This is a genomic window from Nonomuraea sp. NPDC049684, from assembly GCF_044465345.1.
In the GTDB taxonomy this organism is placed as follows: Bacteria; Actinomycetota; Actinomycetes; order Streptosporangiales; family Streptosporangiaceae; genus Nonomuraea.
Genome location: NZ_JBITLO010000007.1, coordinates 317,038 through 341,455, shown reverse-complemented (window position 1 = coordinate 341,455; position 24,418 = coordinate 317,038). Strand labels below are relative to the sequence as shown.

The window sequence follows — 24,418 nt, the reverse complement described above, 5'->3', positions numbered from 1 at the left end:
CGCTCACCGGCTCCTTGCGTCCGGGGGCCGCGGTCCCGCACTCCCCCGCAGCGCCGCGAACCATGCGCCGTTCTCGATCGTTGTCCGGGTGTTGCCGATTTCTGGGGGACCGCCGTGGAGCAAGTCTTCGAGTACCTGCCCTTGTTGTTCGTGGCGTTCGGCGCCGTGATCGTGCTGGTGTCGGTCAGGGGGATCGTGCAAGGCAGGCGGTTCGTCCGCGGGGCGCGGCGGGTGCCGGGCGTGGTCACCGACGTGGCCACCACGTTCACCGGACGCGGCGAGCATCTGAAGGCGAGCCGGCGTCCGGTGCTGACCTTCACGACCGAGGAAGGGCGGGAGGTGACCGCCGAGTCCTGGGCCGAGTCGAAGCTGGGCATCGGCAGGGAGACCGACGTCCTCTACGACCCGGAGGACCCGACGAAGGCCGCGCCCGCCGGTGACGCCGGCGTCGGGGGCGGTTACGGCGGCATCGTCGTCGGGCTCCTGGCCGCCGCCGTCGGCCTGGCCGTCTTCGCCGGCTTCCCCGGACATGCCGGCCCGTTCGGCGGCACGGAGAACGGCTGCCAGATCGAACACGCCGACGGCACCTCCGAGCCCGTCGACTGCCCTCCGGGCCTGGACGCCGAGTGACCGCCTTTTTCAGCGAATACAAAGACCTATGATGGACGAATGCGGCTTTGGGGACGTCACCCAACCCAGAATCATGTCATCGCCAGACATATGCAGAAATTCTTCCGCAGCCTGTATCAAGATGAGCAACCAGAACAAGTAGCGAAAAAGTACGCGGCCTACTTCTGGGACCGGGACGCGGACACCCTGCGCGACATGAGCTCACTCACCCAGCACGAGTTCGACGTGAGCCTCGGCCTCAGAGCAAGCGACCTGGCCGCCGTCACAAAGCGCGTCTCGCTCATCTCCGACACCCTCCTTCTTTCCGACGGCATAGGCGGGACATATCACGAAATCGGACAGACCGGAATCAACTGGGACGACCCGGGGAGACGCTCAGGAAACAAACCGCGGCTCCCGCCCGGGACGCCGCCCGACCTACCGGCCTCGATGCTCCATATGGCAGCCGCCCCCGAGCCTCGCGAGAACTGGCGGGAGGACCACTTCGGCATCAGGACGCTCGATCTGGCGCAGCTCGGCGCCTGGATCCTTCAGGCCCGGCCCCTCCTGCAAGCCGGGCTGACCTGGTACCTGCCCACCTACTGCCTGCGCACGCAGCAGGTCAAGAAGGGACGCCCCGTACAGAGGAGCAGGTCGATCCGTGACGCTCGGGCCGTCGACTTCCTCCTCAAAGGGCGGCGCGCGATCGAGGCGTCCGGCGAAGAGCCGGTCAAGAGCCGGATCGTCCGGCCGATCCTGGACATCAGACTGCCCTACATCGACGGCGTCGGACTTGGGGACTTCAGCAGGATCACCGTCGAGGAGTTCGGATCCTACGACCGTTTCCGCACCTACCTGCGCGGCAAGTTCCTCCAGCTCGACGAGGCCCAGGACGCCGTCCAGTCCGAAGTGGCCCTGACCCGGATCGGCCTGGAGATCCGGGAGCAGATTCAGGAATGCCAGGCCGAAATGGCCAAGATCCAGAGGACCAGAGCCCTTGCCGCCACCGGCGCCGTCCTCGGAACCACGGGAGCGACCCTCACCGCCGTGTACGGTCCGGCGCTGACCGCTGCGCTCGGCGTCCTGGGCGCCACCGGTGGGATATGGAGCGTCGTCCAAGCGATCAGCCAGAACAGCGTCCGGACACTCCGTGAGGGCAGGTGGTACTACATCTGGACCCTCGATCAGGCGTACGAGCGGAACCGGCGTTAGGGCGTGGGCCGCGCCGTCCTGACGCGAGCCACCGGGGCATGCGAGAGCGGCCCGAGAGGAAGGAAGCCATCATGACGATCACGGAAGAGTCGGAGCTCGTCGAGGTCCCGTTCTGGTTCGATCCGCTGTGCCCCTGGGCGTGGGTCACCTCGCGCTGGCTGCTGGAGGTCGAGAAGGTACGGCCGGTGCGCGCCGACTGGCGGCTCATGTCGCTGGCCCACCTGAACCTCGTCCAGCGCAAGGGCGAAGGGTTGAGCGACGACTACCGGAAGGGGATGGAGGAGGCCTGGGGGCCGGTACGCGTCTGCGCGGCCGCCGCCGAGCACGCCGGCCACGCGGTTCTCGGCCCGTTGTACACCGCTGTCGGCACCCGCTTCCACAACCAGAGACGCCGCGATGACCCCACGGTCATCACCGAAGCCCTCGCCGAGGTGGGCCTGCCCGCCGCGTTGGCGGCCGCCGCCGACAGCGATGAGCTGGACCAGCTCGTCAGGGACTCCCACGACGAGGCTTTCGACGAGGTGGGGCTCGATGTCGGAACGCCCGTTCTCCGCATCGCCGGAATGGCCCTGTTCGGCCCGGTGATCAGGCAGGCGCCCCGCGGCGAGGCAGCCGGCCGGCTCTGGGACGGCCTGGTCCTGGTCGCCGGGACGCAGGACTTCTTCGAGCTCAAGCGGAGCCGGCCGCAGGGCGTCAGACCGTCCTTCGACTGAGGCACGTCCGACGCTTTCTACTCGCGGGCCTGCGCGTTCCACCCACGGGCGGGCGCGTTCTGCTCGCGGGCCGGCACGGCTCGGGCGATGCGAGGGCCGACGAGGCGTTCGGCCTCGTCGAGGGGGTACCAGGCCGCGTCCGTCACCTCCGACTCCTGGATCGGCCCCGTGTCGGCGTGCGTCACGAACGCGTACCCGATGTCGAGGTGACGGTGCGCCGGCTCGTCCTTCCGCGGTCGTGCCGGCACGCGGCCGTACTCGATGTAGACGGGGGTCCGCGACGCCGGCACGACCTGCGCGGGATCGATGCCGGTCTCCTCCGCCAGCTCGCGCACCGCTGCGTCGATCAGCGAAGTGTCGTCCGGCTCCAGATGCCCGCCGGGCTGCAACAGCATCCCGTAAGCGCGGTGCCGGACGAGCAGGACCTCGGCGCCACCTCTGACGAGCAGCGCGCCGACGGTCACATGCATCCGGAGATTCCGCCGCGAGGCGAAATCCCGGCACTCGGCCAGCAGGCGAAGCGGCTCGGACAGGAGCGCGGCCTCGTCCGGGAATCGCGCGAGGTAGTCCCGGACGACACTCGACAGATCCGCGTCAGTGATCGCCACAGGTCACCCCCGCACCTGCCCGGCAGCACACGTCAGCCGGTCCGACGACGGGGGCGGCGAACCCAAGCCGCACTTCGCGAGAGGTGGGACCATGTACGCACCTGCTGGATCGCGGCCTGCATCTCCTCGGCCGGGCGAGCTGATCGCCCAGGCCCACGAGCCGCCGGGGATCCCGCGGGAGCAGCTCAGCCGGGTGATCGCCACCTCTTCGGTCGCCGGCAGGGTGCTGGTACCGCTGTTCTCCGCGTTCGCCGATCCGCTCGCCGACGCCGTCGGGGTGCGAGTGGTGCTCGCCGGCTGCGCGACGGTCGTCGTCGCCGGTGCGGCGGCCGCGTCCGGTGTTCATGACGTACGCCGTCTCGGCACCGCCGACGGTCGAAGCCGGTGAGCCGGGCATCTGACCTCCGAGGCGCCGACTGGCCCTGGCCGACGGCGTCCCGCAGCAGCTCCAGACACCGTTGCACCCCCTGTCGTTTCGATGTCCTGGCGCAGTGCAGCTAGGCGCCGCTTCTGCAGTCGGTGGTCAGCGTCACGGGCAGTTGGAGCACGTCGGTGCCGATGAAGGAGGGCAGCGGCTGGAGATCCGGCAGGCCGGTGGCCAGCCGCAGATCGGGGAAGCGGTCGAACAGCGCGGGCAGAGCGATGCGCGCCTCCAGCCGGGCCAGCGGCGCGCCCAGGCAGTAGTGCATGCCGTGGCCGAAGGCCAGGTGCGCACGGTCGTGCCGGTCGATGTCGAAGCGGCCGGGATCGGCATTGACGGCAGGGTCGCGCCCGTGAGCGCCGAAGCAGATGAGGATGAGGTCGCCGGCCCGGATGACGGTCCGCCCGTCCAGGGCGATGTCCGCGGTGGCGTAGCGCAGCGGCAGATGCATGACGGGCGGGTGCCGGCGCAGAGTCTCCTCGATGACGTCGTCCCAGCGTGCGGGGTCGCGGCGGGCGGCAGCGAGCTGCTCGGGGTGGCTGAGCATGGCGATGACGGCATGGTCGAGCAGAGACACGGTGGTCTCGCTGCCCGCGCCGATCATCAGGAGCAGCGTGCTGACGAGCTCGTCGTCGGTGAGCTGATCGAGGCCGCCGTCCCTGGCGGCGATCAGCCGGGTGGTCATGTCGTCGCCGGGCTGGGCTCGCTTGGCCTGGACGAGACGGTGCATCGAGGCGATCATCTCCTGCTGCACGCGGGTCGTCTGCTCGGCTGACAGGGTGGTGTCCAGCACGGCGTCGATGGTGGCCAGCATGGCGGGCCGCTGATCCGGCGGCACGCCGAACAGGTCGCAGATGACCTGGGTGGGAATTCTGTAGGAGTAGCGTGCCCGCAGGTCCAGGACGCTTCCCGGAGCCTCGGCGGCCAGGGCGTCCAGCAACGTGGTGACGACGGTGGTGATCGGCCGCCGCATCGCCTCCACGCGGCGGGGCGTGAACGCTGCGCCGACCAGGTTCTTCAACCGCTGGTGGTCGGGGTCGTCGGTGGTGAACATGCTCTTCACGTCCACCCAGGCGGTGAGCCAGCCGATCGCGTAGGGGCGGTAGCCGGGCCAGGACTTGCGCGCGTCCTTGGAGACGTGGGGATGCGTCAGCAGGTGCTTGACGACCTCCCCGTCGGTCACCGACCAGGCGGTGAGGTCGCCGGGCAACCGGACGGGCACGGCCGGTCCGGCGGCTCGTAAGGCGTCGGCCTGCTCGTAGATGCGGCGTCCGCTGCTGTCGAGAACCACGGGTGCGGGGGTCACGCGTGCCTCCGGTGCGGGCAGGGCTTCGGTCGAGCCCGCCCTTCCTCTCAGTTCAAGAGTCCACAACCTGTCGAGGATCGTTTCAAGGGCCCGTTTCTCCCTCCACCAGGCCGGCGAGCCGCCCTTGCTCCCGGGCGGCCCGGGGCCGGGCGCATGGAGCGAGCCCCCGGCCCTCTCGCGGTTGCAGGGGGCCGGGGGCTCGCGGCGGTGCTGAGGTGTCCGTTCCGGCGGAGGGGTTACCTCACGTAGCTGACCTCGACGTTCAGATAGGTGCCGACGCCGTAGTCATGGCCGCGGATGGCCAGGAGGTTGCAGTGCTCCAGGTGCCTGGCGGGCAGGACGACGTTGATCGCGCCCGCGGCGCAGCCGCCGCTCCTGACGGCCTGGACGAGGCGGCCGTTGAAGTAGACCCGCGCATCGTTGTCGATCGTTCCCTGGATGCGGATCTGCCGGGCGTTGCGCGGGATGTGCACCCAATGGCGTACCAGGATGTCGGTGTTCACCGCCCAGGACGTCTTGACGTGGGCGGAATTGTTCCAGGAGCAGATGCCGTTGGTGGTGCCGAATCCTTCTTGCCCGCTCGACCAGTCGCTGTCATCGAAGTCCGGCTCGTAGAAACGCGGGGCGTTGGCCCCGGGCGGCACCTGGAGGTATTTCCAGTCGGTGCTGTTGTAGCCGAGTACGGTGACGACATTTTGCCGCGTTCCGGCCTGGGAGGCCGACGCCGATGCCGGAACGGGCAGGGCCACGGTGGCCAGCAGCGAGCCGGCCGCGAGGCCGACGGGAAGGAAACGCAGCAGTTTCTTGAACATGGCGATCTTCCTCCGTTGATGGTGCGAAATGTCGATCCTGCGGCCGCCGAAAGGGACATGTCTATGCATGTCGCAATTCTGCCGCCTAACATCCCGGCCGGAATGGGTAAATCGAATCATAAGTTGAGCACACGCCGACAGGTTAAGCAATGGCAAAGAAAGGTCGACAAGAAGAGGTAGGCGCATTTATTAATAAAGAGGAATTTTCCGATATGCCGAATATGAGGGGCCCCTCGGCGGGGTGGCTCGCGTGTTAAAGAGGCGACCCCGTACGGCTACGCGTCCTGTCGATCGGGGCCGGCCGGCCCCGAAACGCCGGGCGAGCCGTCGGCGCCGCCGCCCCGCCCCGCCGGTGGTCAGGCGGGCAGCAGCAGGGTGGTGAGCAGGTCGTCCAGGGTGACGAGGCCGGTCAGCGTGCCGGCGTCGTCGCGGATCAGGGCGATCTGGCTGTGGGCGGCGCGCAGCCGGGCGACCGCGTCGGCGACCGAGGTCTCCTGGGGCAGGTCCGGCACGCGGTAGGCGAGCTGGGCGGCGGCGGTGGCGGGGACGCCGACGATCTGCGCGGCCGGGGTGAGCAGCGCGGCGATGCCGGACTGCGGCGCCTGCAGGGCCTGGCTGAGCACGACGTGGTCGTCGGCCTCGATCAGGCCGAGCCTGCGCGACTCGGCCACCAGGTGCCGGAGCTGGTCGGGGGTGCGCGCCTTGGCGCCCGCCTCGTCCGGACGGACGCGGAACAGCCGCAGCAGCCCGTTGGTGACCGCGTTCAGCGCGCTGATCAGCGGACGGACCAGCAGGGTGAAACCGCGGAACGGCAGTGCGAGCAGGGTGGCCGAGCGCTCGGGGTGGGCGATGGCCCAGGACTTGGGCGCCATCTCACCGAGCACCATGTGCAGGAACGTCACGACCGCCAGCGCGACGACGAACGCCACCGCGTGCGCGACGGCCTCGGGCAGGCCGACGGCGTCGAAGAGCGGGGCGAGGGTGCCGGCGATCAGCGGTGCCTGCTGGGACAGGGCGATGCGGTCGGCGCTGACGTAGGCGAACTCCTGGGCGACGAAGTAGCCGGTGGCGAGGGTGAGCAGGACGATGGCCACCAGGCCGAGGGCGACACTCATCGCGGCTGCGCACCCCGCAGACGAAGGCCGTACCTGAGGCTGGGGCTACTGCTCGGGTCCGCTGACAGGGACACCACCACCGATCCTTCCCGTTTCGTGTTCTCCGCCGCGGCGCGCCGGCCGCGGCTTCCTGGCCCGGACGTTCTCCGACCCGGGCAGCCCGGTCCTGACCGGGGCGTCTTAGCCCAGATCAACGCATACGAGCGAGCGTAAGCACCGGATGTGATCCGCGTCTCAGCCGGGTTCGGTCGCAGTGGGAGCCTCCCGTCGCCTCTACCATGATCAGCGATTTGTGATCTTCACTGTGAGGAGCGATCCCGTGTCGTCCGGGCAAGAACGCGTGCGGGCCGTGCTCGAGCACCGGCTGACCCAGCGGGCCGTCATCGGCGTCATCGTGCTCAACGCGGCCACGATCGGCTGCGAGACCAGCGCCTACCTGATGGAGCAGGCCGGCGGGCTCCTGCACGCCGTCGACCGGATCGCCCTGGCCGTCTTCACGGTGGAGATCGCGGCCCGGCTGTTCGCCTACCGCCGCGCGTTCTTCGCCGACCCGTGGAACTGGTTCGACACGGTCATCGTGGCGATCGCGCTCGTCCCGGCCTCCGGCCCGGCCTCGGTGCTGCGCGCGCTTCGCATCCTGAGGGCGCTGCGGCTGGTCTCGGCGGTGCCCAGCATGCGCCGCGTGGTCAGCGCGTTGTTGTCGGCGGTGCCCGGGATGGCCTCCATCATCGGGCTGCTCGTCCTGATGATCTACATCGCCGGAGTGATCGCGACCAAGCTGTTCGGCGAGATCATGCCCGAGCGGTTCGACGAGCTCCCCCGCTCGCTGTTCACCCTGTTCCAGATCATGACCGGCGACGACTGGGGCAACGTCGCCCAGGCGGTCATGGAGCACAAGCCGTGGGCGTGGGTGTTCTTCATCGCCTACATCCTGATGTCCACCTTCGTCGCGCTGAACCTGTTCATCGCGGTGGTGGTCAACGCGATGAACGACGCCGAGCCGTCCCCGGCGGAGACGCGGGCCCAGGCCGAGCTGGCGGAGGTGAAGCAGCAGCTCGCGGCGGTGAACGCCAAACTCGACCAGCTGCTGCTGGCGCGCGAGGGCGTCACGGCCGACGGCCGCGCCGAGGCCGGCTGAGGGGGCGTCGGCGGCGATCGAGAGGGGCGACGAGCCGGCCTGACGGAACACGGCTCAGCCGACCAGGTGGCCGCGCGGTTGCGCGACACTGGGCGAGGTGACCGAGCGACACACCCGTGCGCCTGCCGGACATGAGCCAGGCATGAACGTCACCGACACCGGGCCGCCGGAGCGCGCCCAGCGCTTCGCCCGGCTCTACGAGCAGACGTATGCCGCGTTGCTGCGGTTCGTCGAGCGTCGCGTCGACCCCTCGCACGCCGAGGACGTGGTCGCCGACGTGTTCCTCGTCGCCTGGAGGCGCCTGGACGACGTGCCGGCGGCGGCGGACGAGGCGCGGGCCTGGCTGTTCGGCGTGGCGCACCGCACCCTCCGCAACGGGCTGCGGGCCGACCAGCGGCGGCGGGCGCTGACCGTCCGCATCGCCGACAGCCGGCCGACCGGCGCCGCGGCGGACGGGCTGGACCCCGAGCTGGTGGCACGACGCCTCGACCTCGTCCAGGCGTGGCGGCGGCTCAGCCCGCGCCACCAGGAGACGCTCGCCCTGGCCGTCTGGGACGGCCTCACCGCCCCGCAGGCCGCCGGGGTGCTCGGCATCTCCCCCGTCGCGTTCCGGCTCAGGCTCACCCGGGCCCGCCGCGCCCTGCGCCACCATGCCGACCACCAGGCCGACCACCAGGCCGACGCCCAGACCGACAGCCACGCCGACGCCCGGACCGACAACCAGACCGACCACCAGGCCGGCACGGCCCCCGCCGCGACGACCCAGCCTGTGGCAACCGCCACCGCAGACTCCCGGAGCATGCGATGAACGACAGCCTCGAAGACGTCCTGCGCGGCCTCGACCCGGCCGTCACCCCCGCCGGCCTGGACGCCGGCACCGATCCCGGAGCCCGGGCCCTGCTGGCCCGGGTGGTGTCCGCCGACCCGGCGGCGGCGCCCGCCTCGGCGGCCGGCCGCCGTCGCCCGTTCACGACCAGGCGTCTCGTCGTCGTGGCCGGCGGGGTGGCCGCCGGCGTCGCGGCGGCGCTGCTGCTGCCCGGCGTGTTCGGCGGCGGCTCGGCGATCGCGGCGTGGACCGCGACGCCGCACACGGTGACCGGTGACCGGGCCGCCGAGGCCCAGGAGAAGTGCCTCGACCACGCCCAGGACGCCGCCCGGCGCACGACGGGGCACGAGCTCGGCTTCCGGCCCGTGGTGACCGAGGGCCGGGGGCCGTGGACGCTCGTCTACGTCAACGACGGCGGCAGCCGGCTGGCCGAGATCAGCTGCCTGTTCCGCGACGGCGGCATCGCGGCCGCGGGCGGCTCCACGCCGGGCCCCGGCGCGCGACCGCTTCCGCCGGTCCCGCCGGGATCGGCGCGGGCCGCCCTCGGCTCGGTCGTGAGCTCGAGCGAGGAGAGCGTGCGCATCGTGACCGGCAGGGTCGGCGCCGACGTGGTGGGCGTGGAGCTGTCCACGGAGGCGAAGGGCACCGTGACCGCGACCGTCACCGGCGGCTACTTCGCGGCCTGGTGGCCGGACGCGCCGACGACGGAGGAGCGCGAGAGGGCCGCATCGGGCCGGGGTGGCGTCAAGGGCGTCACGACGATCCTCCAGGACGGGTCGCGGCACGGCGTCCCCTTGGAGGAGCTCACCGGCCGGACGAGCACGCAACTGACCACACCGGCCACAGGGGGCTCTGCGCGCAGCTGACCTGGCCCTTCACAGCGGCGCCGGGCCTCAGGCGCCCCCGCCCCCGCCCCCGCCCCCGCTGCCCGGGGTGCGGAGGAGTGGCACCGGGTCGGTGGCGAACCGGGCGGCGCGAGGCTCGCGTTCGTTCCCGAACCGGTGGGTGAGGAGGCCGTAGAGTTCCGGGCGTCGTCCCTGGAGCCAGCGGCGGCCGGTCGAGAGCGGCAGCAGGGTGAGGTCGAGGTCGGCGGTCACCATGTCGTCACCGGCCGCCCAGGTCTCGCCGAGGACGCGGCCGTAGGGGTCGATGATCATGGCGTTGCCGGTGCGGATCTCGCCGTCGTCCTCGCCGACGCCGTTGCTGAACAGGACGAACAGCCCGTTGTCGTGAGCCCGCGCGGGCAGCCAGCGCATCAGCCACTGGCGTCCGCTGGGGCCGCGCAGCTCGGCCTCGATCGCCTCCGGGGCGCTGTGCCGGTTGCGCCAGAGCTCCACGGGGATCGGGCGCATCCCGTGGGGGCTGCGCGAGGCGGTGCCGCCGGTCTGGTGGGGCGCCACCAGGATCGAGGCGCCCATCAGCGCGGTGACGCGGACGTTCTCCACCAGGTTGTTGTCCCAGCAGATGAGGATGCCCATGCGGACTCCCCAGGGGGTGTCGAAGACGGTGTAGGCGTCGCCGCTGCTGATCGCCGGGTGCTCGAAGGCGTGCAGCTTGCGATGACGATGGACCGATCCGTCCGGGAGGCAGAGGGCGTAGCTGTTGAACAGCCGCCCGTCCGGGTCGCTCTCCAGGAAGCCGACTCCCACGGCGAGGCCGTGCTCGGCCGCCAGCGCGCGGACCGCGGTGACGGACGGACCGTCCAGCGGCTCGGCGAGCTCGCGCAGCCGCTCGGGGGTCTGGCGGCGGAGGTGCCAGTACCCCAGCAGGCACATCTCCGGGAAGGCGATGACCTGCACGCCGTCCGCGCTCGCCACGCGCACGTGCTGCTCGACCTGGGCCAGGTTGTAGGTCTTGTCATCGGGACGATGCTCGAACTGCACGGTCGCGCACCGCAACGCCGGTGCGGGGGTCTCGGCCGCTTCGTCGTTCCCTGCCATCGCGAACCTCCGGATCCTTGGGGTGGTTCACCAGGAGACCGCATGCGCCTCCCATGCGTCCAATGAATGTTTTTCGCTGTTCGATAGAGTCACGGAATGGATCTGGTTCTGCTGCGCGCCTTCCTCACGGTCGCCGAGCACGGTCACTACGGCCGCGCCGCGCGGGCGCTGAACGTCACCCAGCCGACGCTCACGAAACAGGTCCAGTCGCTGGAGGCGCAGGTGGGAGGCCGGCTGTTCGACCGCGGCCGGCACGGCGCCGTCCTGACCGAGCTGGGCGCCGTCCTGCTCCCGGACGCGCAGGCTCTCCTGCGGCGAGCCGACGCGCTCACCCGGCGGATGGCGCGAATGGCCGCCGGGGAGATCGGCAGGCTGGCGGTCGGCTTCGGGCTGTCCAGCATCGACCTGGCCCCGCGGATCGTCGCCGCTTTCCGGCGGCGCCACCCCGATGCGCACGTCACGTTGGACGATATGTCGTCACAGGTCCAGCTTGACCGGATCGACGCGGGCGACCTCGACGTCGGTTTCGTCCGGCTGCCCCTCGAAGGCGGACGGGGACGACTGCCGCTGGCCGGCGACCGCCTCGCCCTCGCCTGGGCCGACCACGACGACCGGCCCCCGCACGACGTCGGAGAGCTCGCGAGCTGGGCGGCCCGCCACGACTTCCTCCGGCTGGCGCGGGAGAGAGGGCCTGGACTGGCCCGGCAGATCAACCACCTGTGCACCGCCGTCGCGGTCCGTCCCGCCGTTGTCCAGGAGGCACGGGACCTGCAGACCGTCCTCGCGCTGGTGGCGGCCGGCGCGGGGGTCGCCTTCGTGCCGGCCAGCGCCCGCCGCATCGCGCCCCCCGCCGTCACGATCACGCCGATCCGCCATCCGGCGGCCGAATGGCAGATCGCCGTGGTGTGGAAGGACGGACGGCCCGGCCCGTTGACGACCGGTTTCCTCGACCTCGTCCGAGAACACGGCCATCTGGAAGCCGGCGGCTCCTGAGCCGGCGTCAGGAGACGGTGAGCGTGCCGTCCGGGTTACGGGCGCACGTGACGACGGCGCGGGACGTCGCGGCGAGCGCGCCGGTCAGGCACTGGCCGAGGACCGTGTGGCCCGCGGCGTTGGGGTGCCACGACTCCTGACAGGTCTGGAAGTAGGTGACGCAGGTGTTCGCCGCCCGCTGGATGCCGATCTTGTCCCAGCCGGACAGGCTGGTGACGAACGTGCCGGACGGCCCGTCCTGCACCCGGACCGGCGTCGCGAGCGCACCCGCCGGGCTGCCGGGGTTCTCGCACAGCCTGGCCCCGTCGAAGGCCCTCTGGACGTCCAGCACGCGCAGGTCGGCCGCCGGGCGCTCGGCTGCCAGCGTGGCGAAGGCGTTCTTGACCAGCGAGCCGAGGTTCTGCGAGAACACGTGCCCGGGGGCCAGGCTCGCGCGGTGGATCGGGCACCCGGCGGCGTAGCGCTCGGCGCCGAGGGCGCGGAACTTGTCGCGGGTGTCGGTGCGGCCGTCCTCGTCGTAGTACTGCGGGGCGACGTCGGGCGGCAGCGGGTTGGTGTAGGTCTGCAGCACCACCTGGTGGACGCCGTCGGCGTCGATCTGGTCGAGGGTGTCCAGGATCTGGCGCAGGGCCGCGGTGGTCTCGGCGGTGGCGGCGGCGACCTCGGCGTCGGTGGCCAGGTCCGAGGCGGTGCAGGGCTTCTGCGGCACCTCGCCCTTCAGGTAGGCCCAGAACTCCCACCAGCCCGTCCAGGCGTCGGCGATGAAGCGGTTGGCGCACAGCGTGGCCACGTCGCCGAAGGTGAACTGGGTGTTGTTGGAGCCGAGGCCGACGAGGACGACGTCGATGTCGTGCGTCCGGGCGACGGCGCGCAGCTGGTCGAGCTGCGCGGCGACGGCGCGGCCCTCGGCGCGGGCGCTGGAGGGGGCGGCGATGTCGGCGGGCTGGGCGCCCGAGCAGGCGAGGTTGAACCGTTGCTGGATGCCCGGGAGCGACGCCGTGAACACCGAGGCGTTCGCCGACCGGTGACAGAAGTAGGCGTTGCTGTTGGCCGCCGACCAGCCGGGGAAGGCCTGTGCCGTACCGGAGGCGTCGACGACGGGCTGGTAGTCGCCCGCGCCCTCCCCGCTGATGAAGCTGTCGCCGAGCGCGACGGCGGCGGTGGGCAGAGCGGTGGGCAGAGCCGCCTGCGCCGGTCCGCTCCGCGCGGCCTGGATGCCCGCCGCGCTCACCAGGAGCATGACCACCGCGACCGCGTTCCGGAGGAGCCTCATGACCGCCTCATTTCATACTGAACAAGTACGAAATACGCCTGTGTGGATCACAACACGCGGCGCCAACAGCGTCAACATGCACCGGCGGCGATCCGCGCACGCTTACCCGGGACGTAATTGCCGCCCCTACCTCCGCCTGAAAAGCTCAAGACATCGCACGACATAAGGAGTCATGAGATGTTCTTCGAGACCACGGACGGCACCCGCCTCGCCTACGAGGACTACGGCCAGGGCAAGCCCATCGTCTTCGCCGCCAGCGTGATGCTCTCGGCGGACATGTGGGAGTACCAGATCCCGTACTTCGTGGAGCGCGGCTACCGTTGCGTCGCCCTCGACCGGCGGGCCCACGGCCGCTCGGACCGTCCCTCGACGGGCTACGACCTGGACACCGGCGCCGACGACCTGGCCGAGCTGATCGAGCTGCTCGACCTGCGTGACATCACCTTGGTCGGTCACTCCATGGGCGGCGCCGAGGTGGCCCGGTACCTCGACCGCCACGGCGACGAGCGCGTCGCGCGGGTGGCGTTCGTCTCGGCGATGCTGCCGTTCCTGTGGCGGACCGACGACAACCCCGAGGGTGTGCCGGGCGCCGTGCTGGAGGCGTCGATGGCGGCCCTGGACGCCGACCGTCCCAAGTGGCTGGCCCAGCGGGCGCAGGCGTTCTTCGCCACGCACCTGGGCAACGAGGTCTCCCCCGCGCAGGTGGACTTCACGCTGCGGCAGTGCCTTGAGGTCTCGCCGTGGGCGATCCGCCAGTACCAGCGGGCCGCGATGACCTTCGACCACCGGGCCTCGCTGGCCGAGATCGCCGTGCCCGCGCTGGTCGTGCACGGGGCGGCCGACGCCTCCGTGCCGGTGGCCGTCAGCGGGCGGCGCACCGCCGGGCTGGTTCCCGGGGCGACCTACCTGGAGTACCCGACCGGCGGGCACGGCCTGTTCGTCACCCACCGCGACCGGTTCAACGACGACCTGCACACCTTCATCAAGTCCACCTGACCCGCGCACGGGTGGTCACTCGACCACCCGTCCTGTCGCCTTCCGCCCGTCCACGCGTACGGCCAGGCAGTACACGGTCCGGTAACGCGGCCAGTCCCCCGGGGCCGGCGCGAGCCACGCCAGCCCGATCTCGTCCTTCTTCGGCTTCTTGACGCGCATCCTGGGAAGACAGCCGTTCTCCGCGAGGCGCGCCATGTCCGCCTCCGGGTACGGCCCCTGCGGCAGGACGTACGTGGTGGCGAACTCGGCCGAGTGCGGCACGTGACAGGGGACGATGGTCACCAGGTACGTCTGGGGAAGGGGTTCGACGCAGTCGCCGGGTCGTAGTTCGGTGGCGTAGTACCGCTGCGTGCCGGGAACGCTGCTCTGCTGCACGGGGGTCTGCGGGGCGGCGGCGGGCTCCGGCCGGGCGGACCCGGACGACGCCGCCGGCACCGGGTCCCCCGCGCAACCGGTGAGCGAGACGGCTAAGCAGCATGCGATCAGTGAGGTGCGAACCATGGCACAAGGGTGGCAGCATCGCGGCGCTCCGGCGGCTCTCCTGACGCCTGGCCGCCGCCGGTATATTGGGCGGATGCTGATCAGGGAAGCCACCGTGGACGACTGGTCGGCCATCTGGCCGTTCTTCCGCGAGATCGTCGCCGCCGGTGAGACCTTCACCTATCCGCTCGACCTCGGCCGGGAGGAGGGGCGCGGCTGGTGGTTGCTGCCGGCCCCCAACCGCACGGTCGTCGCCGTCGACGACGACGGGACGATCCTCGGCACCGCGAAGATGAACAACAACCAGATGGGCAACGGCTCGCACGTCGCCAGCGCCAGCTACATGGTCGATCCAGCGCATTCCGGACGCGGTGTGGGCCGCGCGCTGTGCGAGTACACGATCGAGTGGGCCCGCACCAACGGTTTCCGCTCGATGCAGTTCAACGCGGTCGTGGAGACCAACGAGACGGCGGTGCGGCTGTACCGGAAACTCGGGTTCGAGGTGCTGTGCACCGTGCCGGAGGGCTTCCGGAGCCCGGCGAAGGGCTACGTCGGCCTGCACATCATGCACCGCCCTCTGTGACGGCGTCCCGGAGGACACCGCGCACCGGACCCGGCGCCCGTGGCGGCGGCCACGGACGCCGGCCGGCGAACCCGATCCGAGCCCGGCCCTCCTACCGGGTCGCTCCGGCCACCCACTTGGGGGCGCCGTACTGGTAGGCGCCGAGGCTCGGGAGCGGGTCGGTGGAGCCGTCGTTGACGCCGGGCAGCGGGATCGCCTGGTTGCGCGCCGGGGACGCCTCCGACAGCCGGTAGTCGCGCCCGGCCGGGTCGACGAACAGCGGGTCGACGTCGGCCGGCAGGTTGTTGGACAGCACCATCCCGCCGTTCGTGGCGCCGTCGAGGCCGCGGATGGGGCCGATGTTGTTGTAGACCTTGGTGCCGGTCGAGTTGCCGGGCTCCTTGACGTAGAACATCGTCATGCCGCCGGTGTTGTTGTAGACGCCGTTGTTGCGCGAGCCGCCGCCGAGGCCGTTGAGCATGACGGTCCCCTCGGGGTTGCCCCAGCCCACGTTGGCGGCGATGGTGATGTTGCTCTGCCCGTTGTCGGCGTAGACGCCGGTGACCCCGAACTTGGTGGCGCCCCACCTCGGCGCCGGGTCGTGCAGCACGTTGTGGTCGATCGAGGTGCCCAGCATGTCGGAGCCGCAGCAGGTGTAGACCGCGGCGACGTCCAGGCTCAGCCGGGCGTACCGGGAGATGTCGTTGTAGGCGATGCGGTCCGGTCCCGGCGTGCCGCCGGCGGCGTCGTCCCACTGCAGGTTCACGCCGCTGCGGCCGACCCGGTAGATGGTGTTGTGCGTGACCGTCTGGCTGTTGCCCTGCACGGCGACGCCGGCCGCGTAGGTGCCCAGGTAGTCCACGTCGTGGATGACGTTGTTCGTCGCGGTGTTCCGCATGCCGCGCAGCGCGATGCCGTTGCCGGCGCTGAATGACAGGTCGCTGCCGACGACCTTGTTGTCCGTGCCGTTGAGCACGATGCCGGTGTCGGCGACGCCGCGGGTGACGGTGGAGCCGCAGTCTGCGGCGCCGCGCGTGATGTCGGTGTAGTGCGACAGGTACGTGCCGGTGATCCCGTCGATCACGACGTGGCTGCTGCCCGGCCCGGTCTCGATGGTGGCGGCGAACAGGCCGAGGCCGGCGATCGTCGTGTGGCTCGCGTTCCGCAGGTCGAAGGCCAGCGTGCGGGCCTTGGCCTCGATCACGTGCCGGTTGGGGTCGTCCTCGCTGTACAGGTAGAGCCGCTTGCCTGCCGGGTCGTAGAACCAGGTGCCGGGGTGGGCGAGTTCGCCGATCTTGCCGGCGAGCGCGTACCGGGTGTCCTTCGGCACCACCTTGTGGACGCACGGCGGCGCCACGTCGAGCTCGACCGAGCCCACGTCGGAGCTCTTGATCGTGGAGGTCGCGGTGATGTACCAGTAGTTCGTCGTCACGCGGGCGCCGTTCCAGTAGCCGGCCGGGCGGGTCAGCGCGTCGTCGGCGACGGTGGCCGCCGCGCTGCCCGGGCCGGCGTACCGCACCGCGGGTTCGAGCAGGTCGAGGCCGGGGTAGGGCCACTGGGCCTCGACGTTCATCCGCTTGTCGGTGAAGGTCTGCACGGTCGTGACGTCGGGCCCGAGGTCGGCGCGGGCGCTGTGGACGTGACCGTCGCGCACGGCCTGGGCGAAGGGCGAGCCCGCCGCGTACGGGTCCGACCGCGCGATGCGGGCCAGGTCCCGGCCGGTGACCGGGGACCAGCCCCTGATCCGCCTGGCGCCGCTCACCGTCACGCGCGCGCCGGGGGCCGCCCGGTAGGTGATGGGCAGTCCAGCGGCGCCCGGCCTGGCGGGCACCACGGTCTCCTCGTACGTGCCCGACTGGATCAGGCAGGTGTCGCCGGGCGTCATGACGTCGGCGCACCGCTGGATGCGGCGGTAGGCCGTCGCGGCCGACCGGCCGTCGGCCGAGTCCCTGCCCCACGGCGCGACGTGGTAGGTGGTGCCGCCCGCGCTCGCGCCCTGCTCGGCCGCCGCCGGGACGGCCGGGAGGGCTGCCGGCACCGTCGCGATCACCGTCGCGATCACCATGGCCGCGAGCGGCCGCCGATTGCGTAAGAACGTCATGGTCCTTCTTTCCGTGACGGGCCGTTCAGCCCTTGACCGCGCCGACCGTGAGGCCGCTGATGATGTGGCGCTGCATGTAGACGAAGAAGATGACGACCGGTGCCACCGCCAGCAGCAGGTTGGGGAAGACCCTCGTCAGGTCGGTCGAGTACTGGCTGATCCCGGCGTAGATGGCGGTCGTCACCGTGTACCGGCCGGAGCCGGGGCTGAGCAGGATCTGCGGGCTGACGAAGTCGTTCCAGATCCCGATCGAGTTGAGGATCAGCACGGTGACCACCGCGGGCCGCATCAGCGGGAAGATGATCGTCCAGAACGTGCGCAGCCGGCCCGCGCCGTCGATCATCGCCGCCTGGTCGATGGAGGCCGGGATGGTCCGGATGAAGCCGACGAACAGGAAGATGCTCACCGGAAGGGTCGAGGCCACGTCGTGGGCCACCAGCCCGGCCACGGTGTTGGCCAGGCCGACCGAGCGCAGCACGTAGATCACCGGGATCACCAGCGCGGCGCCCGGGATGAACGTGCCCGCGAGGAAGTACAGCAGCAGCAGCTGCGAGCGGCGGCTGAGGCTGCGCGCGATCGCGTACGCCGCCGGGCCGGCCAGCAGGATGCACAGGACGTCCACGACGACGACGAGGAACAGCGTGAAGCCGTAGCTGCGGATCACGTTGTACTGGGGGCTGTCGACGGCGTTGGCGAGGTACTCGAAGGTGAGGTCGCCGAACGGGAGGGAGAAGGGGTTGCCGAGGATGTCGTCCTGGGACTTGAAGCTGTTGACCACGAGCAGGTAGACCGGCACGGTCATGGCCACCAGCAGCAGCGCCAGCATGACCGGGCGCACGAAGGAGCGGCGCCTGCCGTGGCCGGCTTCCGTTTGTTCGATCATCGCCGTCCCCTAACTCGTCGTGGCCCGGTCTTGCCGGTTGCGCGCGGCGGTCACCAGCAGGGCGAGGCCGGCGCACACGACCATGAGGAACACGGCCTGCGCGTTGGCGTAACCGACCTTCGTCCCCTCGAAGGACCTGGCCAGGATGAGGAACGAGTACGTCTGGGTGGCGCCCGCGGGCCCGCCGTTCGTGAGGCTCACGACCAGGTCGTAGGTCTTGATCAGGCCGATGAGGTTCAGCACGGTGGCCACGGTCACCACCGGGGAGATCATCGGGATCACCACCCGCAGGTTGGCCTGGCGCCGGGTCGCGCCGTCGATCGCCGCGGCCTCCAGCAGTTCGGCGGGGACCGTCTGGAGCGCGGCGACGAACAGCACGACGTTGAACCCGAATCCGGCCCACACGATCACCGCGATGAGCGAGACCAGGGCGAGGTTCTCCTCGAACAGGAAGCCGACGGGCCCGATGCCGAAGTGCCGCAACGTGCTGTTGACGGCGCCGTTCGTGCCGAGGATCGCGGCCCAGAGGAAGCCGAGGATCAGCGCGCTGATCACGTGCGGGTAGTAGGCGAGCGTGCGGAAGAACGAGTTCGTCCGCGAGCGCTCCTTCAGCAGCAGCGCGTACGCCAGGCCGCCGCCGATCATGAGCAGGGTGCCGGTGACGGCGACGAGGGCGGTCACGTACCAGGCGCCGGTCGAGCTCGGGTCGTCGAACAGGTGCAGGTAGTTCTCGAAGCCGATGAACACCGCCTCGGAGAAGCCGTTCCAGTCCGTCAGGCTGAGATAGACCGCCACGCCCACCGGGACGACGGTCATCACCGTGTAGACCAGCACGGACGGCGCGACGAGCCCGAAGGTCACCGCCCTTGCCCGGTACCTGGCGGGCAGCCACTCGCGGCGCGGGCGCCGGGGCTCGGACGCCTGCCGCTCCGGCCGCCGGGTCAGCTCTGCGAGTTCCACCACTTGTCCAAACCGGCGGCGACCTGCTCGGCCGTGGCGCCCGTGTACAGCTTCTGCACCTGCGTGTTGAGCTCGGCCGGATAGCCCTCGACCGGCTGGCGCTCGCCCGACTTGACCAGGACGGACGGCGCCTCCTCAAGGATCTTCTGGACCTGCGTGCCGAGGCTGGACATCTTGTAGGTGAAGCCCTTGCGCAGGTTGCCGTCGGCGGCGAGCTGGCTCTCGATCGCGGCGGGGTCGGTGACCAGCCACTTCACGAAGTCGATCGCGGCGGCCTTGTTCTTGGAGGCGTTGACGACGACGTACGGGCTGGCGATGTTGCCGTACTGGGCGGTGGGGTGGGAGCCGTCGGACGGCATGGAGAAGACGCCGATCTCGTCGCTCTTCTTCGCCGCGTCGGCGGCCGGGACGAAGAAGGAGCCCATGACGTACATCGCGGACTTGCCGTCGAGGAAGGCCGTCTGCCCGTCGGCGTAGGTCAGGCCGAGCGCGCTCTTGTCGAGGTAGCCCTGGTCGATCCAGCTCCGGAAGCGCTGGAGGTACTTCAGGTAGTCGCCGGTGGCGAAGGAGACCTGGTTCTGCTTGCGCTTGACCGTCCAGTCGGGGTCGGCGGTGAGCACGCCGGAGTCGGCGATCAGCGAGAACTGCGCTCCCGGCACCCACTGCCCGGCGCTCTGCAGCGGCGTGTAACCGGCGCTCTTCAGCTTGGCCATGGCGTCCTGGAACTGGTCGAGCGTCTTGACGGCGGTGGCGTCGAGACCGGCCTTGGCGAAGGCGGCCTTGTTGTAGAAGACGAGCGACTGGATCTGCTGGCCGACGCCGACCAGGTAGCGCTTGCCGTCCACGGCGTACTGGTCGGCCAGCGGGGTCTGGCCGGTCCACGCCTCGCCGGTGAGGTCGGCGAACAGGGCGGCGTTCTCCTTCGTCGGGGTGATCTGCTGGGCGATGTCCGGCGGGTCTCCGGCGGCGAGGTCCTGGGTGAGCTTGGCGGTCGCCGAGACGGTCCCGGTGAGCTCCAGGTTGACCTTCACCCCCGGGTGGCTCTGCTCGTACTTGGCGAACAGCCCCTTCCAGTACTGCTCGGTCAGGTTCGGGCTGATGTTGACGATGATCCGCAGAGTCGTGGCGCCGGCCTGCGCCGGGTCCTCGCCGCCGCAGGCGGTGGCCGCGGCCACCACGGTGGTCGCGGCGACCGCGACCGCGCACGCCCGGCGCAACTGTGTTCCCATATCCGCTGCACGCTCCAATTGCATAGTCATGACCGGTGGAAGGTCGGGGTGGACTGGCCGTCTTCGGCAGCCGCCCGCCCGGGGGCCACCTGAGTGAGGGGGTCGGGCTGCGCGGGCCGGCGTGGCGGACGGCGTGACGGCTCGACACGATCGACGCGGCGACCTCGACCACCGTCAACATCCATCGCCTATCGATAGGTGATGTTATGTGGCATACCTAACTTGTTCAAGAGTCATTTCGTGCGTGCCGGCGAAAGCTCACGGCGAACCGGCCGCCGCTCCCCGGGCCGGTGACGGCCAGCGTGAGCCGGGTCAGCCGGGAGCCCCAGCTGCGCGCGAGGCGCGGGTCGTCGATGTCCCGGTGCTCGACCGACGCGGTGCCGGCGGCGGCGTCCCAGCGCAGTTCGAGCGGCGGTCCCCCGTCCGCCGTGACGACCGCCCGGCCCGGCCGGCACTCGACCTCGCCGGCGAGAAGGTGCCGGAACAGCACGGTCCGCGGGCCCGCGGCCCATGCGTCCGCCACGCTGACGTACGGCTCCGGGCCGTCGCGGACCAGCCGCACGACGCGCTCCCAGCGGGTGAGCAGGCCCGCCGGATAGGCGGCGCTCAGGTCCGCCCGCAGGACGGCCTGGCCCTCGCCGAGCCGGACGGCGACGTCCCGCGCGCCGTGCTCCTCCCCCGGGAGCTGCCCGTGTCCCGGTTCGGGCACGTTGTGCCAGGCGCTCTGGAACGGCCACTCCTCGTAGCGGCGCGGGCCGAACGTCGCGGCGGTGTAGGTCGGCTGGCCGGCGTCCACGACCATCGGCCGTCCGTCCAGCGCCACCCAGTAGGAGCCGACGTCGAGGTGGTTGTGGTGCTCGCCGTTGTGGCCGGCCTTGGCCGCCACGGTCAGCCCGTCCGCGCTCCCGGCCCGCTCGCGCGCGACCATGACCTGGATGCGCGGCAGCCAGCACTCGCGGGCCAGCCAGGGCGAGCCGTCCGGCGTCCCGCCGGCCGCGACCGCCCGGCACCATCGCCGGTCGGCCAGCGCGGTCATGGCGCGCCCGAGCCCGGCCCTCGGCTGGACGACGCCGCCGGAGCGGCGTGCGGCGGCCACCGCGTACGCCACGGTCTCCGGCTGCCCCAGGCGCTCGCCCCAGCGGAAGAGCACCTGCCACGGCCGCTCGCCGGAGAGCCGGGCGGGGGCGTCGCCGGTGTTGACGTACCAGTCCGCGCCGAGATGCATGCGCCGGGGGTAGGCCAGCAGGGCGGGCAGCACCGGCGGGCCGGGGTCGTCCAGCAGGTCCAGCGCCTCCAGCAGCCGGCACGCCCCCTGCCACCAGTACGCGATGCCCTCGTCGATCCCGCCGTCGTCGGGGAGCCCGGTGACGTAGTGGTCCAGCCCCTCGGCGACCAGGCGTACCAGGCGCTCGCGCCGCCGGGCGTCGTCGCAGAGCAGCAGCGCGGCCGCCAGGACGGCGCCGTGGATCCAGGGGTTCCAGTTGTTCGCCCGGCCGTCGCGGCCGATCCAGTGCCAGTCGCGCACCCGCTCGAACGGGGTGAGCACCCGCCGGTCGGCCTCGCGGCGCAACCTGCGGCGCAGCCCCGGCGCCCTGATGTCCAGATGCGGGCCCAGCGCGTGGCCGGTCCAGGCGAACAGCGCCGCGATCTCGGCCGCGCCCAGGTCGAGGAAGGGGTCGTCGGGGTCGGGCACGACCTCGCCGCGGGCCGCGGCCCCGCGATCGTGCGGCGCCCAGCACCACGTGCTCGTCTCGGCGAGCGCCATCAGCCCGTCCACGACGGCGTCCAGGTGCGGGCAGGCTCCGGGGGGCGCGGTCGCGGGGGCCACCTCGCCGGTGAGCACGGCGGCGAGGGCGAGGACGTCCACGCGTTCGCGCAGCCGCCGCGCCTCGTCCTCGTGGACGGCCCGCGCCCCGTCGCGGAACGTCCGGGCCCAGTCGTCCGCGGACAGGCGCGGGGCCGGGCGGGCCAGCTCTTCGGCCGCGGCGGCCAGGACGGCGTCGCGGGCCTCGGCGGGCACCGCGTCCCACACCGGCCGCGCGGTGACGTCAGGAACCATCGTCGTCGCGCAGCACGAGCTCGACGACCGGGAGCGGCACGTCGGGCGCGGCGACGGGCAGGGTCAGCGTCAGCGTGCCCGGCGGCTGGCCCGGCAGGGCGAGGTTGTTGTGCTCGTGCAGGTCTCCGTCCGCCTGGTGGAAGCGCACCTCGGAGCCGTCGTGGAGGAACTGGGCGTAGCGCACGCGCCCGGCGAGGCCGGGCAGGTGGACGTGCTTGAGCGGCCAGGACAGCAGGTGCAGGTAGAGGCGGCCGGCCCGCTGGGTGTAGAGGGCGTTGGGCGGCGGGGTGAACGCGCTCGGCCCCGCGCCGTGCACGGCCCTGGCGTGCAGGGACATCCACTCCCCGATCGCGGCCAGCGTGTGCCGGGCCCGCGGGTCGAGCGCGCCCCGGCCGGTGGGACCGACGTTGAGCAGCAGGTTTCCGGCGCACGCGACCGACTGGACGAGCATCCGGATCAGCAGCGCCGGGTCCTTGTAGTCGTGGTTGTCGCGGTCGTAGCCCCAGGAGCCGTTGAGCGTGTGGCACGCCTCCCACATGACCTGGACGCCGTCGCGGGTGAGCGGCCGGTCGGGCTGGTACTGCTCGGGCGTGACGTAGTCGCCGGGGATGCCGAGGCGGTCGTTCACCACGATCTGCGGGCTCAGCGCGCGCACGGTCGCCATCAGCTCCTCCGCGCCCCAGTCGGCGGGCCCCTTCGCCGGGTAGGTGAAGTCGAAGAAGAGCAGGTCGATCGGGCCGTACCCGGTCAGCAGCTCGCGTACCTGCCCGTGCAGGTACGCCCGGTAGCGGGCCATGTCGCGCGTGGCGTTCGCGTCCGGCGGCGCGCTGTCGCGCAGCGGGTGGTACCGGTCGATGGTGAAGTCGGGGTGACGCCAGTCGAGCAGCGAGTAGTAGAGCCCCACGCGCAGGCCCTCGGCCCGCATGGCCGCGGCGAACTCGGCGACCAGGTCCCGGCCGGTCGCGCGGGCGCTGGTGTAGTCGGTGAGCGCGGAGTCGAACAGGCAGAACCCGTCGTGGTGCTTGGCGGTCAGCACCGCGTAGCGCATCCCGGCGGCGCGGGCGGTCCTGGCGAGCTCGGCCGCGTCGAACAGGTCGGGATCGAACTGCTCCAGGTAGCGGTCGTAGTCCGCGTCCGGCATCTTCTCCCGGCTGCGCACCCACTCGTGCCGGGCGGCGAGGCTGTAGAGCCCGAAGTGGACGAACATCCCGAACCGCGCTTCCTCGAACCACTCCGTCGGCCCCGCCGGCATCCCGGTCTCCTCTCACGGTTGACAGCTCTCATCGGTCGGCAGTTACATCTACCATCGATAGGCGATAATTGTCGATGTATGGGGATGGGGCAGAAATGAGCACGAACGGGCATGTCGGAGCACCCGAGACGGGCGTCTACGAGACGATGCTGGGACCGGCGCACGCCTCGCCCTTCGTCCGGCCCGGCGCGAGCCTGGTGGACGCCCTCGCGGACGTGAGCGCCGCCACCGCCTGCGCCAAGCTCCACCAGATGGGCATAACCCGGACCTTCATCGACGGCCCCGTCCCCCTGCACAGGGAGCCGGGCGTGCGGATCACCGGCGGCGCCGTGACCCTGCAGTTCCTGCCCCAGCGCGAGGACGTCTTCTCCGGCACCGGCCAGGAGGACGCCGAGCGCAAGACCGCGCTGTGGGGGGTGCTGGAATCCATCCGGCCCGGCGACGTGCTGGTCATCTCCGCGCAGGCCAGCCACTTCACCGGCTGCCTCGGCGACATGCTGGTCCGCTACTTCAAGCTGCGCGGCGGAGCCGGCATCGTCGTGGACGGGCGGGTGCGCGACGCCGCCCGGGTGCGCGCGCTCGGCGTGCCGATCTGGTGCACGGGGGTGACGCCGCACTACGCCTCGCAGGCCGAGCTGTTCCCCTCGGCCTTCAACGTCCCGGTCGGGGTGGGCGGCACGCTGGTGACGCCCGGCGACCTGATCGTCGCCGACGAGGACGGAGCGGTCGTCGTCCCGCAGGGCAGCGCCATGGCGGTGGCCGAGGACTCCCTCCTGCACCAGGACCGCGAGGAGTTCGCCCGCCGCCGCCTGGACGAGGGCGGCCGGCTGTCGGACTACTACCCGCTGACCGGAGCCGGCCTGGCCGAGTACCTGGCCGCTCGCGAGAACGACTGAGCGACGGGGCGGGGCGGACAACCCGCCCCGCCGA

The 24,418-nt window shown here is 71.4% G+C and carries 24 protein-coding genes; 11 read left to right on the top strand and 13 right to left on the bottom strand.

The features are described 5' to 3' along the window. The first annotated feature begins 114 nt into the window (after positions 1 to 114). The 3 genes from ACIBST_RS24180 (at position 115) to ACIBST_RS24170 (ending at position 2,534) form a co-directional block, all read left to right on the top strand. A complete protein-coding gene (locus tag ACIBST_RS24180; protein ID WP_397174730.1) occupies positions 115 to 630 on the top strand; it encodes a DUF3592 domain-containing protein in 516 nt (171 codons plus the stop codon). A 90-nt stretch (positions 631 to 720) separates the two neighbouring features. Continuing rightward, positions 721 to 1,821, top strand: coding sequence for a hypothetical protein (locus tag ACIBST_RS24175; RefSeq protein WP_397174728.1), 1,101 nt, complete (start codon positions 721 to 723; stop codon positions 1,819 to 1,821). Positions 1,822 to 1,892: 71 nt separating this feature from the next. After that, positions 1,893 to 2,534 (top strand): DsbA family protein, encoded by a 642-nt coding sequence (locus ACIBST_RS24170; RefSeq protein WP_397174726.1) that lies wholly within the window; start codon positions 1,893 to 1,895, stop codon positions 2,532 to 2,534. A 17-nt stretch (positions 2,535 to 2,551) separates the two neighbouring features. Here ACIBST_RS24170 and ACIBST_RS24165 read toward each other — a convergent pair whose 3' ends face one another. After that, positions 2,552 to 3,142, bottom strand: a complete 591-nt coding sequence (locus tag ACIBST_RS24165) for an NUDIX hydrolase (protein ID WP_397174725.1) — start codon at positions 3,140 to 3,142, stop codon at positions 2,552 to 2,554. Positions 3,143 to 3,233: 91 nt separating this feature from the next. Here ACIBST_RS24165 and ACIBST_RS24160 point away from each other — a divergent pair, with 91 nt between their 5' ends. Further along, positions 3,234 to 3,530, top strand: a complete 297-nt coding sequence (locus tag ACIBST_RS24160) for a hypothetical protein (protein ID WP_397174723.1) — start codon at positions 3,234 to 3,236, stop codon at positions 3,528 to 3,530. A 109-nt stretch (positions 3,531 to 3,639) separates the two neighbouring features. Here ACIBST_RS24160 and ACIBST_RS24155 read toward each other — a convergent pair whose 3' ends face one another. From ACIBST_RS24155 to ACIBST_RS24145, 3 genes are all read right to left on the bottom strand, one after another. Continuing rightward, positions 3,640 to 4,869, bottom strand: a complete 1,230-nt coding sequence (locus tag ACIBST_RS24155) for a cytochrome P450 (RefSeq protein ID WP_397174721.1) — start codon at positions 4,867 to 4,869, stop codon at positions 3,640 to 3,642. Between the two features lie 236 nt (positions 4,870 to 5,105). After that, on the bottom strand, positions 5,106 to 5,681 hold the full coding sequence (locus tag ACIBST_RS24150; protein ID WP_397174720.1) for a hypothetical protein: 576 nt from the start codon (positions 5,679 to 5,681) through the stop codon (positions 5,106 to 5,108). A gap of 356 nt (positions 5,682 to 6,037) precedes the next feature. Beyond that, positions 6,038 to 6,796 (bottom strand): CNNM domain-containing protein, encoded by a 759-nt coding sequence (locus ACIBST_RS24145; RefSeq protein ID WP_397174718.1) that lies wholly within the window; start codon positions 6,794 to 6,796, stop codon positions 6,038 to 6,040. A 319-nt stretch (positions 6,797 to 7,115) separates the two neighbouring features. Between ACIBST_RS24145 and ACIBST_RS24140 the strand changes: the two genes are divergently transcribed. The 3 genes from ACIBST_RS24140 (at position 7,116) to ACIBST_RS24130 (ending at position 9,626) form a co-directional block, all read left to right on the top strand. After that, positions 7,116 to 7,934, top strand: a complete 819-nt coding sequence (locus ACIBST_RS24140) for an ion transporter (protein ID WP_397174716.1) — start codon at positions 7,116 to 7,118, stop codon at positions 7,932 to 7,934. A 142-nt stretch (positions 7,935 to 8,076) separates the two neighbouring features. Next, positions 8,077 to 8,742: an RNA polymerase sigma factor gene (locus ACIBST_RS24135; protein WP_397174715.1), complete on the top strand. Its 666-nt coding sequence runs from the start codon at positions 8,077 to 8,079 to the stop codon at positions 8,740 to 8,742. Then, positions 8,739 to 9,626 (top strand): hypothetical protein, encoded by an 888-nt coding sequence (locus tag ACIBST_RS24130; RefSeq protein ID WP_397174713.1) that lies wholly within the window; start codon positions 8,739 to 8,741, stop codon positions 9,624 to 9,626. Before ACIBST_RS24135 ends, ACIBST_RS24130 begins: the two co-directional genes overlap by 4 nt. Before the next feature lie 27 nt (positions 9,627 to 9,653). Here ACIBST_RS24130 and ACIBST_RS24125 read toward each other — a convergent pair whose 3' ends face one another. Further along, positions 9,654 to 10,700 carry a nitrilase family protein gene (locus ACIBST_RS24125; protein WP_397174711.1) on the bottom strand — a complete coding sequence of 349 codons (1,047 nt, stop codon included), beginning with the start codon at positions 10,698 to 10,700 and terminating at the stop codon, positions 9,654 to 9,656. Between the two features lie 96 nt (positions 10,701 to 10,796). Here ACIBST_RS24125 and ACIBST_RS24120 point away from each other — a divergent pair, with 96 nt between their 5' ends. Continuing rightward, positions 10,797 to 11,693, top strand: coding sequence for a LysR substrate-binding domain-containing protein (locus ACIBST_RS24120; protein ID WP_397174709.1), 897 nt, complete (start codon positions 10,797 to 10,799; stop codon positions 11,691 to 11,693). A 7-nt stretch (positions 11,694 to 11,700) separates the two neighbouring features. Here the strand turns inward: ACIBST_RS24120 and ACIBST_RS24115 are convergent, their stop codons facing one another. Then, positions 11,701 to 12,966, bottom strand: coding sequence for a hypothetical protein (locus ACIBST_RS24115; RefSeq protein WP_397174708.1), 1,266 nt, complete (start codon positions 12,964 to 12,966; stop codon positions 11,701 to 11,703). Between the two features lie 177 nt (positions 12,967 to 13,143). On the opposite strand from ACIBST_RS24115, the gene ACIBST_RS24110 reads away from it, so the two are divergent. After that, entirely contained in the window at positions 13,144 to 13,962 is an 819-nt protein-coding gene (locus ACIBST_RS24110) for an alpha/beta fold hydrolase (protein ID WP_397174706.1), read from the top strand. A gap of 15 nt (positions 13,963 to 13,977) precedes the next feature. On the opposite strand, the gene ACIBST_RS24105 is transcribed toward ACIBST_RS24110, so the two are convergent. Further along, complete coding sequence (locus ACIBST_RS24105; protein ID WP_397174705.1) at positions 13,978 to 14,463, bottom strand: hypothetical protein; 486 nt, start codon at positions 14,461 to 14,463, stop codon at positions 13,978 to 13,980. Between the two features lie 73 nt (positions 14,464 to 14,536). Between ACIBST_RS24105 and ACIBST_RS24100 the strand changes: the two genes are divergently transcribed. Further along, on the top strand, positions 14,537 to 15,025 hold the full coding sequence (locus ACIBST_RS24100; RefSeq protein ID WP_397174703.1) for a GNAT family N-acetyltransferase: 489 nt from the start codon (positions 14,537 to 14,539) through the stop codon (positions 15,023 to 15,025). A gap of 91 nt (positions 15,026 to 15,116) precedes the next feature. On the opposite strand, the gene ACIBST_RS24095 is transcribed toward ACIBST_RS24100, so the two are convergent. The 6 genes from ACIBST_RS24095 to ACIBST_RS24070 all read right to left on the bottom strand — a co-directional run bounded on the left by ACIBST_RS24095 (position 15,117) and on the right by ACIBST_RS24070 (position 23,488). Beyond that, the gene (locus tag ACIBST_RS24095; RefSeq protein WP_397174701.1) at positions 15,117 to 17,105 is read right to left on the bottom strand and encodes a right-handed parallel beta-helix repeat-containing protein; all 1,989 of its coding nucleotides are present in this window, start codon (positions 17,103 to 17,105) and stop codon (positions 15,117 to 15,119) included. A gap of 25 nt (positions 17,106 to 17,130) precedes the next feature. Then, positions 17,131 to 17,988: a carbohydrate ABC transporter permease gene (locus ACIBST_RS24090; protein ID WP_397174699.1), complete on the bottom strand. Its 858-nt coding sequence runs from the start codon at positions 17,986 to 17,988 to the stop codon at positions 17,131 to 17,133. Between the two features lie 9 nt (positions 17,989 to 17,997). Beyond that, the gene (locus ACIBST_RS24085; protein WP_397174697.1) at positions 17,998 to 18,948 is read right to left on the bottom strand and encodes a carbohydrate ABC transporter permease; all 951 of its coding nucleotides are present in this window, start codon (positions 18,946 to 18,948) and stop codon (positions 17,998 to 18,000) included. After that, positions 18,930 to 20,177, bottom strand: a complete 1,248-nt coding sequence (locus ACIBST_RS24080; RefSeq protein WP_397174695.1) for an ABC transporter substrate-binding protein — start codon at positions 20,175 to 20,177, stop codon at positions 18,930 to 18,932. Before ACIBST_RS24080 ends, ACIBST_RS24085 begins: the two co-directional genes overlap by 19 nt. Positions 20,178 to 20,403: 226 nt before the next feature. After that, positions 20,404 to 22,236, bottom strand: a complete 1,833-nt coding sequence (locus ACIBST_RS24075) for a heparinase II/III family protein (RefSeq protein ID WP_397174693.1) — start codon at positions 22,234 to 22,236, stop codon at positions 20,404 to 20,406. Next, positions 22,226 to 23,488, bottom strand: a complete 1,263-nt coding sequence (locus tag ACIBST_RS24070) for an alpha-L-fucosidase (RefSeq protein WP_397174691.1) — start codon at positions 23,486 to 23,488, stop codon at positions 22,226 to 22,228. Before ACIBST_RS24070 ends, ACIBST_RS24075 begins: the two co-directional genes overlap by 11 nt. Before the next feature lie 95 nt (positions 23,489 to 23,583). Between ACIBST_RS24070 and ACIBST_RS24065 the strand changes: the two genes are divergently transcribed. After that, positions 23,584 to 24,384 carry a hypothetical protein gene (locus ACIBST_RS24065; RefSeq protein WP_397174690.1) on the top strand — a complete coding sequence of 267 codons (801 nt, stop codon included), beginning with the start codon at positions 23,584 to 23,586 and terminating at the stop codon, positions 24,382 to 24,384. Positions 24,385 to 24,418: the final 34 nt, after the last annotated feature.

What these genes read in the sequence shown, in the direction of transcription:
- ACIBST_RS24175 (WP_397174728.1), top strand. Translation starts at nt 721, where the DNA reads ATGCAGAAATTCTTCCGCAGCCTGTATCAAGATGAGCAACCAGAACAA.
- ACIBST_RS24170 (WP_397174726.1), top strand. Translation starts at nt 1,893, where the DNA reads ATGACGATCACGGAAGAGTCGGAGCTCGTCGAGGTCCCGTTCTGGTTC.
- ACIBST_RS24160 (WP_397174723.1), top strand. Translation starts at nt 3,234, where the DNA reads ATGTACGCACCTGCTGGATCGCGGCCTGCATCTCCTCGGCCGGGCGAG.
- ACIBST_RS24150 (WP_397174720.1), bottom strand. Translation starts at nt 5,681, where the DNA reads ATGTTCAAGAAACTGCTGCGTTTCCTTCCCGTCGGCCTCGCGGCCGGC.
- ACIBST_RS24145 (WP_397174718.1), bottom strand. Translation starts at nt 6,796, where the DNA reads ATGAGTGTCGCCCTCGGCCTGGTGGCCATCGTCCTGCTCACCCTCGCC.
- ACIBST_RS24135 (WP_397174715.1), top strand. Translation starts at nt 8,077, where the DNA reads ATGAACGTCACCGACACCGGGCCGCCGGAGCGCGCCCAGCGCTTCGCC.
- ACIBST_RS24130 (WP_397174713.1), top strand. Translation starts at nt 8,739, where the DNA reads ATGAACGACAGCCTCGAAGACGTCCTGCGCGGCCTCGACCCGGCCGTC.
- ACIBST_RS24125 (WP_397174711.1), bottom strand. Translation starts at nt 10,700, where the DNA reads ATGGCAGGGAACGACGAAGCGGCCGAGACCCCCGCACCGGCGTTGCGG.
- ACIBST_RS24120 (WP_397174709.1), top strand. Translation starts at nt 10,797, where the DNA reads ATGGATCTGGTTCTGCTGCGCGCCTTCCTCACGGTCGCCGAGCACGGT.
- ACIBST_RS24115 (WP_397174708.1), bottom strand. Translation starts at nt 12,966, where the DNA reads ATGAGGCTCCTCCGGAACGCGGTCGCGGTGGTCATGCTCCTGGTGAGC.
- ACIBST_RS24110 (WP_397174706.1), top strand. Translation starts at nt 13,144, where the DNA reads ATGTTCTTCGAGACCACGGACGGCACCCGCCTCGCCTACGAGGACTAC.
- ACIBST_RS24105 (WP_397174705.1), bottom strand. Translation starts at nt 14,463, where the DNA reads ATGGTTCGCACCTCACTGATCGCATGCTGCTTAGCCGTCTCGCTCACC.
- ACIBST_RS24100 (WP_397174703.1), top strand. Translation starts at nt 14,537, where the DNA reads ATGCTGATCAGGGAAGCCACCGTGGACGACTGGTCGGCCATCTGGCCG.
- ACIBST_RS24095 (WP_397174701.1), bottom strand. Translation starts at nt 17,105, where the DNA reads ATGACGTTCTTACGCAATCGGCGGCCGCTCGCGGCCATGGTGATCGCG.
- ACIBST_RS24090 (WP_397174699.1), bottom strand. Translation starts at nt 17,988, where the DNA reads ATGATCGAACAAACGGAAGCCGGCCACGGCAGGCGCCGCTCCTTCGTG.
- ACIBST_RS24080 (WP_397174695.1), bottom strand. Translation starts at nt 20,177, where the DNA reads ATGGGAACACAGTTGCGCCGGGCGTGCGCGGTCGCGGTCGCCGCGACC.
- ACIBST_RS24075 (WP_397174693.1), bottom strand. Translation starts at nt 22,236, where the DNA reads ATGGTTCCTGACGTCACCGCGCGGCCGGTGTGGGACGCGGTGCCCGCC.
- ACIBST_RS24070 (WP_397174691.1), bottom strand. Translation starts at nt 23,488, where the DNA reads ATGCCGGCGGGGCCGACGGAGTGGTTCGAGGAAGCGCGGTTCGGGATG.
- ACIBST_RS24065 (WP_397174690.1), top strand. Translation starts at nt 23,584, where the DNA reads ATGAGCACGAACGGGCATGTCGGAGCACCCGAGACGGGCGTCTACGAG.